This window comes from Chromobacterium indicum, assembly GCF_039708975.1.
Classification (GTDB): Bacteria; Pseudomonadota; Gammaproteobacteria; order Burkholderiales; family Chromobacteriaceae; genus Chromobacterium; species Chromobacterium piscinae.
On sequence record NZ_JAYFSJ010000007.1, the window covers coordinates 181246 to 197795 of the forward strand.

At 66.3% G+C, this 16550-nt stretch carries 11 protein-coding genes; 6 read left to right on the forward strand and 5 right to left on the reverse strand.

Annotated features, from left to right (window positions below):
- Positions 1–122 precede the first annotated feature (122 nt).
- From VA599_RS11310 to pbpC, 3 genes are all read left to right on the forward strand, one after another.
- Positions 123–5804 carry an alpha-2-macroglobulin family protein gene (locus VA599_RS11310; RefSeq protein WP_346788633.1) on the forward strand — a complete coding sequence of 1894 codons (5682 nt, stop codon included), beginning with the start codon at positions 123–125 and terminating at the stop codon, positions 5802–5804.
- 61 nt (positions 5805–5865) lie between these two features.
- Positions 5866–6312 (forward strand): HIT family protein, encoded by a 447-nt coding sequence (locus VA599_RS11315; RefSeq protein ID WP_346788634.1) that lies wholly within the window; start codon positions 5866–5868, stop codon positions 6310–6312.
- A gap of 73 nt (positions 6313–6385) precedes the next feature.
- On the forward strand, positions 6386–8536 hold the full coding sequence (gene pbpC, locus VA599_RS11320; RefSeq protein WP_346788635.1) for a penicillin-binding protein 1C: 2151 nt from the start codon (positions 6386–6388) through the stop codon (positions 8534–8536).
- Positions 8537–8555: 19 nt separating this feature from the next.
- Here pbpC and VA599_RS11325 read toward each other — a convergent pair whose 3' ends face one another.
- From VA599_RS11325 to VA599_RS11335, 3 genes are all read right to left on the reverse strand, one after another.
- A complete protein-coding gene (locus tag VA599_RS11325; protein ID WP_346788636.1) occupies positions 8556–9284 on the reverse strand; it encodes a hypothetical protein in 729 nt (242 codons plus the stop codon).
- 2 nt (positions 9285–9286) lie between these two features.
- Complete coding sequence (locus VA599_RS11330) at positions 9287–9838, reverse strand: neutral zinc metallopeptidase (RefSeq protein ID WP_021477100.1); 552 nt, start codon at positions 9836–9838, stop codon at positions 9287–9289.
- A gap of 251 nt (positions 9839–10089) precedes the next feature.
- Positions 10090–10812, reverse strand: coding sequence for an SDR family oxidoreductase (locus VA599_RS11335; RefSeq protein WP_346788637.1), 723 nt, complete (start codon positions 10810–10812; stop codon positions 10090–10092).
- A gap of 112 nt (positions 10813–10924) precedes the next feature.
- On the opposite strand from VA599_RS11335, the gene VA599_RS11340 reads away from it, so the two are divergent.
- Entirely contained in the window at positions 10925–11776 is an 852-nt protein-coding gene (locus VA599_RS11340) for a LysR family transcriptional regulator (protein WP_346788638.1), read from the forward strand.
- On the opposite strand, the gene VA599_RS11345 is transcribed toward VA599_RS11340, so the two are convergent.
- Both VA599_RS11345 and VA599_RS11350 read right to left on the reverse strand, forming a co-directional pair.
- Complete coding sequence (locus VA599_RS11345) at positions 11746–12381, reverse strand: LysE/ArgO family amino acid transporter (RefSeq protein ID WP_021477649.1); 636 nt, start codon at positions 12379–12381, stop codon at positions 11746–11748. The genes VA599_RS11340 and VA599_RS11345 overlap by 31 nt on opposite strands.
- A 65-nt stretch (positions 12382–12446) precedes the next feature.
- On the reverse strand, positions 12447–14783 hold the full coding sequence (locus VA599_RS11350) for an EAL domain-containing protein (protein ID WP_346193899.1): 2337 nt from the start codon (positions 14781–14783) through the stop codon (positions 12447–12449).
- Positions 14784–15037: 254 nt separating this feature from the next.
- Between VA599_RS11350 and VA599_RS11355 the strand changes: the two genes are divergently transcribed.
- Positions 15038–15976, forward strand: a complete 939-nt coding sequence (locus tag VA599_RS11355) for an ArgP/LysG family DNA-binding transcriptional regulator (RefSeq protein WP_346788639.1) — start codon at positions 15038–15040, stop codon at positions 15974–15976.
- Between the two features lie 81 nt (positions 15977–16057).
- Complete coding sequence (locus VA599_RS11360) at positions 16058–16498, forward strand: cytidine deaminase (protein WP_346788640.1); 441 nt, start codon at positions 16058–16060, stop codon at positions 16496–16498.
- Positions 16499–16550 lie beyond the last annotated feature (52 nt).

Consider the following 16550-nt stretch of genomic DNA (forward strand, 5'->3'; position numbering starts at 1 on the left):
CGCCATCTGCTATCATCCCGCTTCATGCAAATTGCCATTTCCGGCAGAGAAAATATCCTGAAAGAATGAGCCTTTCCGCCCGAAACCGCGCCTCCCGGCCCCAACCCTCCCTCGGTGACGCCATGAAGACACTGCTGCGCCGCAGCCTGCTGCTCGCCGTTCTCGCCGCCCCTGCCGCCGCTCTCGCCGGCGTGGTCACCTTCAGCCCGCAGGGCGAAGTGAAGGAAATCAGCCAGGTGCGCGCCACCTTCTCCGCCAGCATGATCGCGCTGGGCAACAGCGCCGCGCCGGCGCCGTTCGCCTGGAGTTGCGGCCTGAAAGGCAGGGGCCACTGGGTGGACGACAAGACCTGGGCGCTGGACCTGCCGGAGACGCCCGCCGCCAACACCGACTGCCGCTTCACGCTGAAGCCCGGCCTGAAGGATGCGCAGGGCGGCGTAGTCAGCGGTCCGGCCTTCCGCTTCTTCACCGGCCTTCCCATCATCAGCCGCAGCTGGCCGGATGAGGGCCGGATCGAGGAAGACCAGGCCTTCGTGCTGAAATTCAACGCGGCCAACGTGTCGCCGTCCTCGCTCTACTGCCAGTCGTCCAGCTTGCCCGAGCGCATCCCGGCGCAGCCGCTGGCTGCTCCCGACCGCGCGGCGCTGCTCAAGCATCTGGATCTGCAAAAAGACGCCGCCCGGGTGCTGACCGTGCGTTGCGGCCAACGCCTTGCGCCGGACAGCAAGCTGTCGCTGGTGCACCTGCGCGGCGCCGGCAAGCCGGACAAGCTGGACTTCCAAGTGCGCCCAGCCTTCAGCGCCAGCATGAGCTGCCAGCGCGAGAGCGCCAAGGGCGCCTGCATCCCGTTCAAGCCCGTCACGCTGAACTTCAGCTCGCCGGTGCCGGAAAAGCTGGCCATGGCGGTGCGCCTGTCCGGCGGCGGCGCCGAGCGCGCGCCTCAGGCGCAAGAGCGCAGCAAGGGCGAGCCGGTGGACAGCATCAGCTTCGCGCCGCCCTTCCCGCCGCTGGAAACGCTGACGCTAACCTTGCCCAAGGACTTCCGAGACGAGGTGGGCCGGCCGCTGGTCAACGCCGGCCGCTTCCCGTTGTCGTTCAAGCTGGGCGACTATCCGCCGCTGGCCAAGTTCGCCGCCGCGCCGTTCGGCATCATCGAATCCGGCGCCGACGCCGCCTTGCCGATCACGCTGCGCGGCGTGGAGGCCGATCTGCGCATCAAGTCGGTACAGCTGGGCGGCAAGGCGCTGCACTTGCTGAACGACGCCGACATGATGGAGTGGCTGGCCAAGGTGCAGCGCTACCATGAAAGCAATCTGCCGGCCGGCAAGGACAAAACCGTGGAAAGCCGGCGCGTGTCGCTATTGAACAAGAACCGCGACGCCGCGCCGCTGAAGCTGCCGACGCAGCCGGACAAGAACGGTAAGTGGCCGTTCGAAGTGGTGGGCATCCCGCTGCCCAAGCCCGGCCTCTACGTGGTGGAAGTATCGTCCCGTTTGCTGGGCAAATCGCTGCTGGGCGCCGACAAGCCGATGTACGTGCGCACCGCTGCCCTCGTCACCAATATGGCCGTGCACCTGAAGCGCTCCAGCGAGAACGCCTCGGTATGGGTGACCACGCTGGACAAGGGCACGCCGGTTCCCGACGCCAAGATAAGCGTCTACAACTGCAAGGGTGAGGCGCTATGGTCCGGCAAGACCGACAAGAGCGGCATCGCCAACATCAACAAGCAGCTGAGTGGCGGCGAATGCTCATCCGACGAAGAGCTGTCCGGCCTGTTCGTCACCGCCCGCGCCAAGGACGCGCAGGGCAATGAGGACGTATCCTTCGTCCGCTCCGGCTGGAACCGCGGCATCGAGTCGTGGCGCTTCCCCTTCCCCACGCAATGGAACGACAGCCCGTCCATCCTAGCCCACACCATTCTGGACCGACCGCTGTTCCGCGCCGGCGAAACGGTATCGATGAAGCACCTGCTGCGGGTTCAGGCCGGCAAGGGACTGGCCCAGCTAAAGCCCAACCAGCTGCCGCAGCAGTTGCGCATCGTCCACGACGGCAGCGGCGACGAAGTCAGCCTGCCGCTGGCCTGGCGCAACGGCCGCTACGCCGAAAGCAGCTTTACTCTGCCGAAAGAGGCCAAGCTTGGCGAATACACGCTGTATCTGGAGCGCAAGGGCGCGCGCGGCCCGGACGACAAGGCCAAGCCATCTAGCCCGGAGCTGGACGGCTATTCGCTGCACAGCGGCAGCTTCCGCGTCGAGGAATTCCGCCTGCCGGTGATGACCGGCCGCATCTTCACCGCCAAGGGCGCCAATATCGGCGCCAAGCAAGTGCCGCTGAACGTGTCGATGTCCTGGGGCAACGGCGGCCCGGCCAAGGACTGGCCAGTGGAGGTCAGCGCGATGCTGGCCGACGCCTACACCCGCATCAAAGCCTACGATGGCTTCACCTTCTCTCCGCCGCAGCGCAACCGGGAAAACAGCGAAGGCTCGCTGGACGGCAAGGTGGTGCTGGACAAGGCCGCGCTCAAGCTGGACGCAAACGGCAACGGCAAAGTAGCCGTCGACAAGCTGCCCAAGCTGGACCGCCGCTACGACCTGGTGACCGAGGCCGCCTACCGCGACCCCAACGGAGAAACCCAGACCATCACCCGCCGCATCCCGCTGTGGCCGGCCGCCTTACAGGTCGGCGTCAGCGTCGACAGCTGGATCACCGCCGGCCGCGCGCTGCAGCTGAAAGCAGTGGTGCTGGACACCGCAGGCAAACCCATCGCCAACAAGGACGTCAAGGTCACGCTGCGCGAGCACCGCTACCTGTCCAGCCGCAAACGGCTGGTCGGCGGCTTCTACGCCTGGGACCACAACGAGGAAACCGACGACAAGGGCAAGGTGTGCAGCGGCACCACCGACGCCCGCGGCCTGGTGTTCTGCGACATCAACCTCAAAGACGCCGGCGACATGGAGCTGATCGCCGAAGCGAAGGACGACCAGGGCAACGCAGCCCAGGCCGCGCAATCGGTTTGGGTCAGCAAGCACGACGAGCTGTGGTTCGACGTCGACAACAACGACCGCATCGACATCCTGCCCGAGAAAACCAGCTACCTGCCCGGGGAAACCGCCCGCTTCCAGGTGCGGATGCCGTTCCGCAAGGCCACCGCCTGGCTGGCCATCGAGCGCGAAGGCATCCTGGAAACCCGCGTGGTGGAACTGGAAGGCAAGGACCCGACGGTAGAACTGAAAATCGGCCCCAACTGGACGCCCAACGTCTATGTATCCGTGCTGGCCGTGCGCGGCCGCGTGCGCGACGTGCCGTGGTACTCGTTCTTCACCTGGGGCTGGAAGAGCCCGTCGGAATGGTGGGACGCCTACTGGAACGAAGGCGGCGACTACGCGCCGCCGACCGCGATGGTGGACCTGTCGCGCCCGGCCTTCAAATACGGCATCGCCGAAATCCAGGTGGGCGACGCCGCCAAGCGCCTGGACGTGGAAGTGACCCCGGCCAAGAAGAGCTACGGCATCCGCGAGACCGCCGAAGTCATCGTCAAGGTCAAGCTGCCCGGCGGCAAACCGGCGCCGGCCGGCACCGAAGTGGCCTTCGCCGCCGTCGACGAAGCGCTGCTGGAGTTGCAGCCCAACCATAGCTGGGAGTTGATACAGGCGATGTACCAACGCCACAGTTACGGCGTGGAAACCGCCACCGCCCAACTGGAAGTGGTGGGCAAGCGCCATTACGGCCGCAAATCGCTGCCGCCGGGCGGCGGCGGCGGCAAGGCACCGACGCGCGAGCTGCTGGACACGCTGCTGCTCTGGCAGCCCGGCGTGAAGCTGGACGCCAACGGCAGCGCCCGGATCAAGGTGCCGATCAACGACGCCCTCACCCGCTTCCGCCTGGTGGCGGTGGCCGATGTCGGCAATGACATGTTCGGCACCGGCGAATCCGGCTTCAACGTCACGCAAGACCTGCAGCTTAGCTCCGGCATTCCGCCGCTGGCGCGCGAGGGCGACCAATTCCAGGCCGGCGTCACCGTGCGCAACGGCGGCGAGAAGCCGCTGAAGGTCAAGGTATCCGCCGCCGCGTCCGGCTTCACGGCGCTGCCGGCCAGGGAAATCAGCCTGCCGGTGGGCGAGGCGCGGCTGGTCAGCTGGAATGTGACGGTGCCGGAAGGCCTGAAAGAGGCCCAATGGACCTTCGCCGCCCAGCAGGTGGACGGCAAGGCCGCCGACAAGCTGGCGGTCAAGCAGCAGATCGACCCGGCGGTGCCGGTGACGGTGGAGCAGGCCACGCTGCAGCGCGTGTCGCCCGAGCTGGCCATCCCGGTGGCGCCTCCGCCGGGCGCGCTGCCGGGCCGCGGCGGCATCCGCGTCAGCCTGCAGGCCAAGCTCGGCAACAGCCTGCCCGGCGTGCGCCGCTGGTTCGAGGACTATCCCTACGCCTGCCTGGAGCAGCGCAGCTCCATCGCCATCGGCTTGTCCGACCGCAAGCGCTGGGACCAGCTGATGAGCGAGCTGCCGCTGTATCTTGACGGCAACGGCCTGGCCGCCTACTTCCCGCTGGGCGAAGGCGCGCCGGACCGCGGCAGCGACGTGCTGACCAGCTATCTGCTGTCCGTCGCCAACGAAGCCGGCATGGAGATTCCGGAAAACGCGCGCAACAAGATGCTGGACGGTCTGTCCGCCTTCGTCGAAGGCAAGCTGAAACGCGACCTGCCCGGCAGCCGCCAGGACGCCGACGCGCGCCGGCTGGCCGCGATGGACGCTTTGTCGCGCTACGGCCGTTTCCGCCCGGCGATGCTGGACGTGCTGGACCTGAACCCGCAAAAGATGGGCACCGCGATGCTGGTGGACTGGCTGTCGCTGCTGAACCGCGCGGCAGACATCCCGCAACGCGCCGGCCGCATCGCAGAGGCCTCGAATCTGCTGCGCGCCCGCCTGACCTACCAGGGCACCAAGATGGGCTTCAGCACCGAGGCCAACGACAACGCCTGGTGGCTGATGGGCAACGGCGACGTCAACGCCGCCAAGCTGCTGCTGGCCGCCCGCAAGCTGCCTGACTGGCAGGCCGACATGCCGCGCCTGCTGACCGGCCTGCTCGCCCGCCAGCAGAAAGGCCACTGGGGCACCACCACCGCCAACCTGTGGGGATCGCTGGCCGCCGCGCAGTTCTCGCGCCAGTTCGAAACCGTGCCGGTGACGGGCCAGACCAGCGCCATCCTCGGCAAGTCCAGCTTGAGCCTGTCTTGGCCGCAGGAAGGCGTCAAACAGCTGGGCCTGCTGCCGTGGCCGGCCGGCGGCGCCAGCCTGCAGCTCAAGCACGCCGGCTCCGGCGCGCCGTGGGCCACCATCCAGGCGGAGGCCGCCATTCCGCTGAAAACCGCGCGCTACGCCGGCTACAGCATCAAGAAAACGCTGACGCCGGTCAGCCAGAAAGTGGACGGCCAGTACCAGCCCGGCGACGTGGTCAAGGTGACGCTGACCATCCAGGCCCAGAGCGACATGAGCTGGGTGGTGGTGGACGACCCGATCCCGGCCGGCGCGGCGATCCAGGGCAGCGGCCTGGGCCGCGATTCGGCGATCGACGCCAAGTCCGGCAACGGCGGCGACTACGCCGACTACATCGAGCGCCGCTTCGCCGGCTACCGCGCCTACTACAGCTACGTGCCGCGCGGCGAGCTGAAGGTGGAATACACGATGCGGCTGAACAACCCCGGCACGTTCAAGCTGCCGCCGACCAGAGTGGAGGCGATGTACGCGCCGGAGGTGTTCGGGATGTCGCCGAACAGCGTGTTCAAAGTTGTCGACGGCGGAAAATGACGCAGCGGCCTCTCCTCTCTTTGACGGGGAGAGGCCGGACTCATGCAAGGAGAGATGAAAGATGGAATGCCTGGGATGTCGATTGGCGAATGGAAAAGAAACCATACACACAGTTTACGAAAACGACCATGTGACTTGCTTTCTCGACCATGACCCCTTCAGCGAAGGACATACGCTGATCGTCCCCAAGCAGCATGTGGCGGAGCTAGAAGAGCTGGATGAGCAATTGACCAAAGCCGTCATGGACGCAGCCCAAATCATCGCCAAGGCCATCAAATCGCTGCACCGCCCAGACGGCATCACCCTCTGCCAGAACGGCGGCGTCTTCAATGAGCTGACCCATTTCCACATGCATGTCGTGCCCAGAGATAAAAATCGTCCATTTTCAGAATTCTACTCAACCGAACCTGCTGAGCCGAGAAATCACGGACTTGCTCGAACGGCAGCCGCATTGAGAGAAGCGATAGGCTGCGCAACTGCTGTCCAGCAGCTGCGTTCGCGCCAATGAACCCCGAATGCGCCGCGCCATAACCTTTTCGCCAATACCCAGTGCCCGCCCGCAATTGAGAAAAGCACCAGCAGTGACCAAGCCCAGCATCTTCATCATCACCCTTACCCTGCTCTCCGTCCCCGCCTGGGCTCAGCCCACGTTCAAGGAGGTGAAAGCCGCCTGGCAACCGTCCGACGTGACGCTGTTGGACCGCCACGGCCAGACGCTGCAACGGCTGCGCGTCGACAAGCAGGCGCGGCGGCAGGACTGGGTCGGCCTGGCCGACACCTCACCCGCCTTTCGCCAGGCGCTGGTGCTGTCCGAGGACAAGCGCTTTTACCAGCACAGCGGCGTGGACTGGTCCGGCGTGGCGGCGGCGGCCTGGGCCAATTTGTGGAATACCCGCACCCGCGGCGCGTCCACGCTGACCATGCAGCTGGCCGGCCTGCTGGACGATGACCTGAAAGTGAGCAAGGGCGGGCGCAGTCTGTGGCAGAAGATGGGCCAGACCTGGTCCGCCGCCTGGCTGGAACGGCACTGGACCAAGGCGGAAATTCTGGAGGCCTATCTGAATCTGGTGGGTTTCCGCGGCGAACTGGTGGGCTTATCCTCGCTGTCGTCGACGCTGTTCGGCAAGCTGCCGTCCGGGCTGAATCTGGAAGAATCGGCGATCGCGGTGGCGCTGATCCGCGCGCCCAACGCCACGCCGGACAAGGTGACCGGCCGCGCCTGCCATATCCTGCAGGACATGGGCCGCAAGCCGGACTGCGCGGCGCTGGGCGTGCGCGCCACCCAGGCCTTGGCCCGCAGCCGCGCCGCCAATCCGCTGGCCGAGCAGGACGCGCCGCACTTCGCGCAGAAACTACAGCAGGCGCGCCGCTTCGCCGCCGGCAGCCGGGTGGCCACCACGCTGGACCTGCCGCTGCAGCGCTTCGCCGCTGCCGCGCTGCGCCGCCACTTGTCCGCGCTGTCGCAGCGCAATGTGCAGGACGGCGCGCTGGTGGTGCTGGACAACCAGAGCGGCGACATCCTGGCCTGGGTGGGCTCCAGCGGCCGCGGCCTGTCCAACGCCGCCCAGGTGGACGGCGTCACCGCGCTTCGCCAGGCCGGCTCCACGCTCAAGCCTTTCCTGTATCAGCAAGCGCTGGAAAAACATTATCTGACCGCGGCCTCGCTTCTGGACGACAGCCCGCTGGATCTGCAAACCGGCAGCGGCCTGTACGCGCCGCAAAACTACTCCAAGGATTTCAAAGGCCTGGTGCCAGTGCGCACCGCTCTGGCATCCTCATTGAACATCCCGGCAGTGCGGACGATAGAAATGGTCACCCCCAACGCCGCGCGCGACCGGCTGGTCAAGCTAGGCTTTGCCAGCCTGACCGAGGACGGCGACTACTACGGCTACAGCCTGGCGCTGGGCGCGGCCGACATCCGCCTGCTGGATCTGGCCAACGCCTACCGCACGCTGGCCAACCAGGGCCTGGCCAGCCCGCCGCGCTGGACACTGTCCGACGCCAAGCCCAAGCCGGAACGCCAGCTGGACCCGGCCAGCAGCTTCATCATCGCCGACATCCTGTCCGACCGCACCGCGCGCGCCCTCACCTTCGGCCTGGAGAGCGCGCTGTCCACTCGCTACTGGAGCGCGGTGAAGACAGGCACCAGCAAGGACATGCGCGACAACTGGGCGGTGGGCTTCTCGCGCCGATTCACCGTCGCGGCCTGGGTGGGCAACGCCAGCGGCGAGCCGATGTGGGACGTGTCCGGCATGCACGGCGCGGCGCCGGTATGGCAAACAGTTCTGGACCGCGCCCAACAGTCGGCCACCCCCTTGCCGCCGCCCGCGCCGCCGGCCGGCCTGGTGCGCCAGCGGGTCCGCTACCAGGGCGACGTGGCCGCGCCGCGGACAGAGTGGTTCCTGGCCGGCACCCAGCGCGCGCTGATCGTGCCGCAGAAAGGCTCCGCCGCCGACCTGGCCCCGGGCATCGCCGCGCCGGTGGACGGCAGCATCTTCGCGCTCGATCCCGACATCCCGCCGGCCAACCAGCGCATGGTGCTGCGCTCGCGCGGCGTCGCCAAACCGCAGTGGTGGCTGGATGGAAAGCGTTTGGGAAGCGGGGCCGAGCTGGCCTGGTTCCCCTGGCCGGGCCGGCACCGGCTGGAGCTGCGCGGCGGCGACGGCAAGGTGGTGCAGGCAGTGAAATTCGAGGTTCGCGGCGCCTCGCTGCGGCCCGGCAGGCCGCGTTGAAGCGCCGCTTCCCGTCAAACTAGCCGGCGGCGGCCTTGCGCCGCTGCAGCGACTGCCACAGCTGGCTGGCGCGTTGCGCGGCGCTGGCCTTCTGCTGATCGGTCAAAGCCTGGTAGTCCTTGGTCTTCAACAGCCAGTCTGCGCTGAGCGTGTCGCCGGAGCGGCGCGCCACCAGGTTCCAGGCGGCGGCCTCTTCCGGCTGCTTGTCCAGCAGATAACTCTCCGAGATGATGGCCGCCGCGTGCAGATTGCCGCGCGCGTAGGCCTGCTGCAGCGCCTCGCGCGCCTCCTCGCGGTAGCGGAAGTCCGCCTCGTAATCCGGCTCGCGCGGATGGCCATCCAGCTGGAACAGATAGCGCTCGGCCAGATGCGTCAGCGCCTGCGGATCGCCGCGGCTGGCGGCCATGCGCAGATCGGCCAGCGACATCTGGTAGTAACGCGCGTCTATCATGTAGCCCAGTTTGCGCAGCTGCTGTTTGCGCTCGCGCTCGGCCGGCGTTTCCGGTTGCGCGACGGCGGACTGCTGCTGCGCGGACGGATCGCCGCCCACCGCGAAACTGAAACCGCCTGCGGCGGGTTTGGCGGATGCCTGGGCCGTACCTTTTTCCGTCCCTGCCCCCTTCGCGGCGGCGGACTGCGCCTGTCCGGACGCGCCGCCCGCCATCGCGAAGTGAGCGGGCAGCCATAGCCATGCCGCCACGGCCGCCGTCCCTGCGGCCGCTGCGATCAACAAGGTTGCCCTCTTCATCGTCAGATCCGCGTCATGCAGACGTTGAAGCCGTTGGCGTAGCCGTAGCGCGAGTAGTAGTCGCGCTGCGACGGCGTGCCGTGCTCGGCGTAGTCGGCCGCGTCGCGCGCCGACGCCACCGCGTTCTCGATGAAGCTCGGATAGCGCAGATTCGTCTCGGCGTACTTGGCGAAGGTGCCGCCCACGCAATCAGCCTGCAGTTCCTGCATCGGCGGCTGGCGGTTGATGCCGCGGGTAAACTGGACGGAATGGCCCCATTCGTGCGCCAGGATGAACTTGGCCACGTAGTTGCCATAGCTGCTTTCCTGCTGCTGCAGGAAGCCGGTGCCGACGCTGATGGTGTACGGGCCGCACGCCATCGCGCTGGTTTGCGGCTCGCCGCAGGCATTCTGGTCCACATAGACCGTCGGGCGCGCGTAAGAGCCGAGGAAGCCCCGAATCTCGTTGGCGCTGGACTGGATGTAGCTGTTGTTCACAGGCAGGGCCAGTGCCGCGCCGATCTGGCCTGCGATAACCGCGCCGAGCGCACACAGCGTGATGATTTTCCTTGTCATGATCTCTTTCTCCTTGAGTGTTGCGTCACGGAGATCTTTTTATGGCAAATGGATAATCATTCTGGAAAGAATTATTATTTATAAAATTTCAATTTGATATTCTAACTTTATGTAATTGTTTTAACGCTAAAATATATTTGTTTCGTAATCAAAATATACATGCAAAAGGGCGAGCCGCATCGCGCCCCGCCCTTTCCCCTGTCTGCCGCCCGATTCGGCGTACCGCGCGCGGCATCGCTGGATCGGGATGTTTACGCCGGCTGCCCGGTAGCCGCCAGCACGATCTCGCGCACGCACACACGTTGCGGCTGCCCGTATGCGTAAGCGATGGCTTCAGCCACATCGTCCGCCGCCAACACCCCGCCCATCTGCTGCTTCCACTCCTGGTAGCCGGCCTTGATCGCTTCATCCGTCGTATGGCCCAACAGCTCCGTCTCCACCGCGCCCGGCGCGATGGTGATCACGCGCACGCCGCTGCCGGCCACTTCCTCGCGTAGGTTTTCTGAAATCGCGTGCACCGCGAACTTCGTCCCGCAATAGGCCACGTGGTTGGGAAAGGTCTTGCGTCCGGCGATGGAGCTGATGTTGATGATGGTGCCGCGGCCGCGCGCCGCCATGCCGGCCAGCACCGCGTGGATGCCGTTGAGCAGGCCCTTGACATTGACGTCCAGCATGCGCTGCCATTCGTCCGGGTCTTGCTGCGCCATCGCGCCCAGCAGCATCACGCCGGCATTGTTGACGATGGCGTCGGCGGGACCAAAGCGCGCCTCGGCCTCGGCCAGCGCCGCTTGCAGCTGGGCGCGATCGGTCACGTCCACCCGGCGGCACAGGGTATTAGGCAACGCCAACGCTTCCAGTTTTTCGACGCGGCGCGCCAGCAGCAGCAGCGGATGGCCAGCCGGGGAAAACAGCTTGGCGGCGGCGGCGCCGATGCCGGAGCTGGCGCCGGTGATCACGATCAGGGGCTTGCTCATGGACACTCTCCTTCCATAAAATTTATCGATACGAAACAGATGCCATGCAGTATATTCAGCATGGAACAAGCTGAAAAATGATAAAAATCTCTGCCTGATATTGATTGTTTCTATGGATATTCGCCAACTGAAGGCCTTTGTCGCCGTTTTCGAGGAACGCAGCATCACGCTGGCGGCGCAGCGGCTATTCGTCACCCAGCCGACGCTGTCGGTCACCATACGCCAGCTGGAGGACGCGCTGGGCGTCACCCTGTTCGAACGGCTGCCACGCGGCGTGGACGTCAGCGAAGACGCTCGTCTGCTCTACCCTCAAGCGCGCAGGATGCTGGCCCAGGCCGACGCCTTGACGAGGATGTTCCGGCAGCGCCGCGATTGCGCGCCGCTATGCCTGGGCGTGGACGCGGATGTGGGCCGCAGCCAGTTGGAGGCGCTGCTGGCGCGCGCGGCGCGCGCCGAGCCGGCCATTCTGCTGGAAGCGCGGGAGGGGTGCTGCGGCGATGCCCGGCTGGCGGCCGAGGACGGCCGCTGCGAAGACGAACTGTTTCTGCCGCTGTGGGAAGAGGATTTTGTGCTGGCCGTGCCGGAAGGGCACCGTTTAACAGCGCGGGATCAGGTGGATGTGGCCTTGCTGGACGAGACGGAGTGGATCACCTGCCCGCATCATCCCAGCCATCAGCGGCTGCTGGACCTGCACGGCGCGGCTGCGCCGGCATTGGCCGCGGCGGCGCGGGCCGGCAGCCTGAGGCTGGCCGCCCACATGGCTGCCGCTGGGCTGGGCGTCGCATTGCTGCCCGCCTCGCTGGCCGACGACCACCCCGGCCTCAAAGCCATCCCGCTGGCAGGCGCCACGCCGGCCCGCCGCGTCGGGCTATGCTACGCGGCGCAAGCGCTGGAGCTGCCAGCCTTGCAGGCGCTCAAGGAAACTCTGGACGGTTACAACGGCAACGGCGCCGACAAGCCGTAGTTGTAGATCAGCATCGAGGCGGTGAACAGCATCACAAAGCCGATCACGCAATCCAGCACCCTCCAGCTGGACGGCTTGGTGAACAGCGGGGCCAGCTTGCCTGCGAACAGGCCGATGGCGCCGAACCACAGCACGGAGGCGCTGAGACTGCCGATCAGGAAAGACAGCGCTCCGTGCTCGCCGTACACCGAGGACACGCTGCCGATCAGCACCACGGTGTCCAGCCAGACATAGGGATTGAGCAAGGTCACAACCAGAATGGTGCGGATGGCGCTCTTCCGGTCGCGCTCGACGCCGCCGTCAAGCGTCATGCCGCCCGCGTTCAGCGCGGAGCGGAAGGACTTGAAGCCCAGCCACAGGATGAAGGCCGCGCCGGCCCAGGTGACCACGCTGACGAAGCCGGGGATGCCGGCCACCACCTTGCCCACGCCCAGCACGCCGGCGGCGATCAGCAGCACGTCGGCGACGATGCAGATGGCGACGATAGGCAGCACATGGCTGCGCCCGATGCCCTGCCGCAGCACATAGGCGTTCTGCGGACCGATGCCGACGATCTGGCTGAAAGAGATGCCCAGCGCGGAAAGGAAAACACTGAAATTGAACATTGCCTGCTCCAAACTATTTGCAAGCAGATTAACGTCCGGATTTCCTTAAGTAAAACTAATAAAAATCATGATACATAAGAAGAATTAATGGCAGCATTCTTGCTCCATTGCTTCAGCCACTCCGGCAGCTCGCCCGCGGCCAGCGGCGGCGAAATGCCGTAGCCTTGGCCGTCGTGGCAGCCTATCTCGCGCAGCCTGCTCCAGATCGCCCGGCTTTCCACCCCCTCCACCACCAGCTTGCGCCCGGTGTAGTGGGCGAAGGACAGCATGCTGCGAATGATGGCCTCGTTGCCCGGCATGTCCAGCAACAGCCGGACGAAGCGCTGGTCGATCTTGATGGTGTCGAACGGCAGCTGCTGCAGATGCACCAGCGACGATGCTCCGGTGCCGAAGTCGTCCAGCGCGATGGACAGGCCCAGGTCGCGGCAGCGCTCCAGCTTGGCCGTGATCTGCTCCGCCTCTTGCTGGGTGACGGTTTCCAACACCTCAAGTTCTAGGAAGCCCGCCGGCAGCGGGTTCGCCTCCAGCAAGGCCTCCAGTCCGAACAGGAAATCCTCATGCTTGAGCGTGGCCGCAGACAAGTTGACGCTGACCGGCAATGACAAGCCGCGCCGCCGCCACTCGCCCATCTGGCGCACCGCCTCCCGCAGCACCCACCAGTCCAGCTCGCGCATCAGATTGGTATGCTCGATGGCGTTGAAAAACTCGCCCGGCGGCACGTGCCGGCCGTTGCGCACCCAGCGCACCAACGCCTCCGCGCCTTCGATGCGGTGGTTCTGCAGATTGATCTTGGGCTGGTAATACAGCGCCAGCTCGCCGCGCGGAATCGCCAGCGCGAAGGCGCTGCGCAGCGCGTGCAGCTTGTGGATTTCCTCGTCCATCGCCGCGTCGTAATGACGGGAATGGCCGCCGCCCTCATCCTTGGCCCGGTTCAAGGCCAGTCCCGCGCGGCGCAACAGGTTGGCCGCGTCGCACAGCGCGTCGCCGCTGACCGCGACGCCGACGCTGCAGCGTATCTCCACCTGGGCGCCCATCGCGTCCACAGGCTGCGGCAGCAGGCTCATCAACTCGTCCACCAGCTCCTGCAGCCTGTCGGTGCGTTCCGAGCAGGCGACGAAGCGCGCGGCGCCGACCCGGCCGACATGGCCGAACGGATAGATGGCCTGCCGCAGGCGGCGCGCCATCTCGCACAGCACCAGATCCCCGCCTTCGTACCCCAGACGTGCGTTGATGTCGTGAAAGCCTTCCACCGCGATCGCCAGCACCGCCACCTGGCCGCTGTCGCGGCGCGACTTCAGCAGCCGGGCGATCAGCTCCTGCATGCGGCTGCGGTTGGGCAGACCGGTCAGCGCGTCGTGCTGGGCCAGGAAGGCGAGTTCGGTTTCGGCGCGGTGGCTGCGCTCCAGCGCGTCGTGGCGTTCCAGCCCGCGGCCGATCTCGCGCGCCATCAGTTCAAACAAGGCGCGCCGGGACTGGTCGAAGAAACCCTCTTCGCCGGCATGCAGCGCCAGCGTCCCCACCACCTGCTGGCGCACCAGCAGCGGCACCACCAGCAGGCTGCGGATGCCTTGGCGGCTCAGCGCGCCGTGCCAGGGCCGCAGCGCGGGGTCGGATTGCGCGTCGTTGCTGACTTGGGCCGCGCGGCTGCGCAACGCGCGCGACACCAGGCCCGGCGCCTGCGCATCCTCGGCGTGCGCCGGCAGTTCGCCGGGCATGGCCGCGCGTTCTCCGCGGGACAACGCCGCCACTTCCACCCGCTTCTCGTCGGCGTCCAGCAACCCCACCCAGGCCAGTTCGAAACCGGCTTCGCGCACGCAGACGTCGCAGACGGTCTGCAGCAGGATGCGGCGATCGGCGCTGTCGGCAAGCGCCAGGCTGACGCCGCTGAGGGTCGCGTACAGGCCGGACATCGCCTGGAAGTGCTCGCCATGGCGCGAAGCCTCGCGCTTCAGCGCCTGCTGGTAGCCATGGGTCTTCAGCATCTGGTCCAGCAAGATGCGCTTGCGCAGCAACCGCGCCGCTTCGGCGCCCGCCGCCTGCTCCAGGCTGGCCAGCAAATGCGGCTGGCAACGCTCGTATAGGCCCTGCAGCCAGCCCAGGCTCACGCCCAGCCGGCAATACAGTTCGCCCTGCTCGACCAAAGCCGCTGCCACGGCCGGATCCAAGGGCATCCTCAAAAGCGCGTCCCACTCCGCCAGCAGCATCGCCGCCAGTTCATCCTGGCAGCAGCCATGATGCCGCTGCAGGCGCTCCGCTTCGCCGGGGCTTTTCAGCAAATGCCAGTCAAGCTCCTTGCCCAGCAGTTCCCTGCGGGCCATGCCGGCATCGGCGTGGCGCGGCAATTGCGCCAGGTGTTCGGTCCGGATTCCGATAAAGCGGCACATATTCGCCAGGAGTGCCATTTCATCCGTATGCATTGTTTTCTGCGCCTGTCGTGGCTGGGACACGGCCTGCCGGGCCGCCGTCCCTACTATCTCGCCCACCTGCCCAGGAGCAGGTATTTCTTGTACCGTATCTACTGGCGCGGTCTGTCTGAAACCCGCATCAGACAAGGCCGGCCGCCAAAGGCTGCAACATGCCACGGCGCTGGCTTTTAAGCAAGTCCGGCCGCATTATTAAACGATCTCTTATCGTCGAAAGACTACGGAAAGCGAAAGTGTTCGACCCCAGACAACTGCAAACCCTGGCCGCGGTGGCGGAAACCGGCGGCTTCGACAAGGCCGCCAAGAAGCTGTTTCTGACCCAGTCGGCGGTATCGCAACGCATACGCCAGCTGGAGGAACAGCTAGGGCAGCCGGTGCTCACCCGCACCTCGCCGGCGGAGGCCACCGAGGCAGGGCGCCAGTTGCTGCGGCACTACCAGCAACTGCTGCTGATGGAGAACCAACTGCTGCAAAAGCTCAGCCCTGCGCCGCGCCAGCGCGAGTTCACCACGCTGGCGGTGGGCGTCAACGCCGACAGCCTGGCTACCTGGTATCTACAGGCGGTGACGCCGGTGCTGGAGGCGCACGACCTGTTGCTGGACGTGGTGGTCGACGACCAGGACCACACCCACGAACTGATGCGCACCGGCCACGTGATGGGCTGCGTCAGCACCCGCCCGGTGCCGATCCAGAGCGGCGTCCAGCACTATCTGGGCGCGATGCGCTACCTGTGCCTGGCTACGCCTCGTTTCGCCGCGCGCCATTTTCCGGACGGGGTGGACCACGCGGCGCTCGCGCGCGCGCCCAGCATACTCTTCAGCCGCAAGGACGCGGTGCACGGGCAGTTCCTGCGCCAGGCGGCCGGCTACGAGGGTGGCTACCCCAGCTTCACCGTGCCCTCGGCCCAAGGTTTCGTGGAACTCACCCGCCAAGGCGTCGCCTACAGCCTGCTGCCGGAACTGATGCTGGACAGCGATCTGGAGGACGGTCGATTAGTCGACCTGTTCCCCGGCCAATACATGGACCTGCCGCTGTACTGGCACCACTGGCGGGTGGAGTCGGAGCTGTCCCAGGCGCTGACCGAGGCGATGCTGGACTACTGCGGCCGCCATTTGCGCCAGGACAAAGTGGCATATCATGCGTCTGTTGGAGAATCGCAGCAGGAACCCTGACCCAAACAACATGGCCGCCGCGTTGACAAGGCCCAGCCCCTGGCGCATCATCCGGCGCCGACCCGGTTTTATGGAGGCAGCATGACCAGCAAGCAACACGCACCCAGCAACGAACAATGGGCCGAACTGGAAATGGCCGCGCAACTGGCCGCCCGCCAGGCTTATGTGCCCTACAGCCGCTTCGCAGTCGGCGCCGCCATTCTGGACGGCAACGGCAAGATACACATCGGCTGCAACGTGGAAAACGCCTCCTACGGCCTGAGCAACTGCGCCGAGCGCACCGCGGTTTTCGCCGCCCGCGCCAACCACGGCATGCAGGATGTGGTGGCGGTCTGCATCTACACCCCCACCGCGCAGCCCACCTCGCCCTGCGGTGCCTGCCGCCAGGTGCTGAACGAATTCGGGCCCGCCATGCACGTGCGCTCGATCTGCGACGGCGAGGACATCATCGACACCACGCTGGACGCGCTGCTGCCCTCCGCCTTCGGCCCCAAGAACCTGCAGGACGCCGGCCAGCGCTGAGCCGCTGCCCGCCGCGCGCAAGGGAACCCGAGGGTTCCCTTTTTTTCACGTC

Bases quoted from the DNA above. Each gene is read 5' to 3' on its own strand.
- VA599_RS11340 (WP_346788638.1), top strand. From the start codon at position 10,925: ATGGATATTCGCCAACTGAAGGCCTTTGTCGCCGTTTTCGAGGAACGC.
- VA599_RS11360 (WP_346788640.1), top strand. From the start codon at position 16,058: ATGACCAGCAAGCAACACGCACCCAGCAACGAACAATGGGCCGAACTG.
- VA599_RS11345 (WP_021477649.1), bottom strand. From the start codon at position 12,381: ATGTTCAATTTCAGTGTTTTCCTTTCCGCGCTGGGCATCTCTTTCAGC.
- VA599_RS11310 (WP_346788633.1), top strand. From the start codon at position 123: ATGAAGACACTGCTGCGCCGCAGCCTGCTGCTCGCCGTTCTCGCCGCC.
- VA599_RS11330 (WP_021477100.1), bottom strand. From the start codon at position 9,838: ATGACAAGGAAAATCATCACGCTGTGTGCGCTCGGCGCGGTTATCGCA.
- VA599_RS11350 (WP_346193899.1), bottom strand. From the start codon at position 14,783: ATGGCACTCCTGGCGAATATGTGCCGCTTTATCGGAATCCGGACCGAA.
- VA599_RS11335 (WP_346788637.1), bottom strand. From the start codon at position 10,812: ATGAGCAAGCCCCTGATCGTGATCACCGGCGCCAGCTCCGGCATCGGC.
- VA599_RS11315 (WP_346788634.1), top strand. From the start codon at position 5,866: ATGGAATGCCTGGGATGTCGATTGGCGAATGGAAAAGAAACCATACAC.
- VA599_RS11325 (WP_346788636.1), bottom strand. From the start codon at position 9,284: ATGAAGAGGGCAACCTTGTTGATCGCAGCGGCCGCAGGGACGGCGGCC.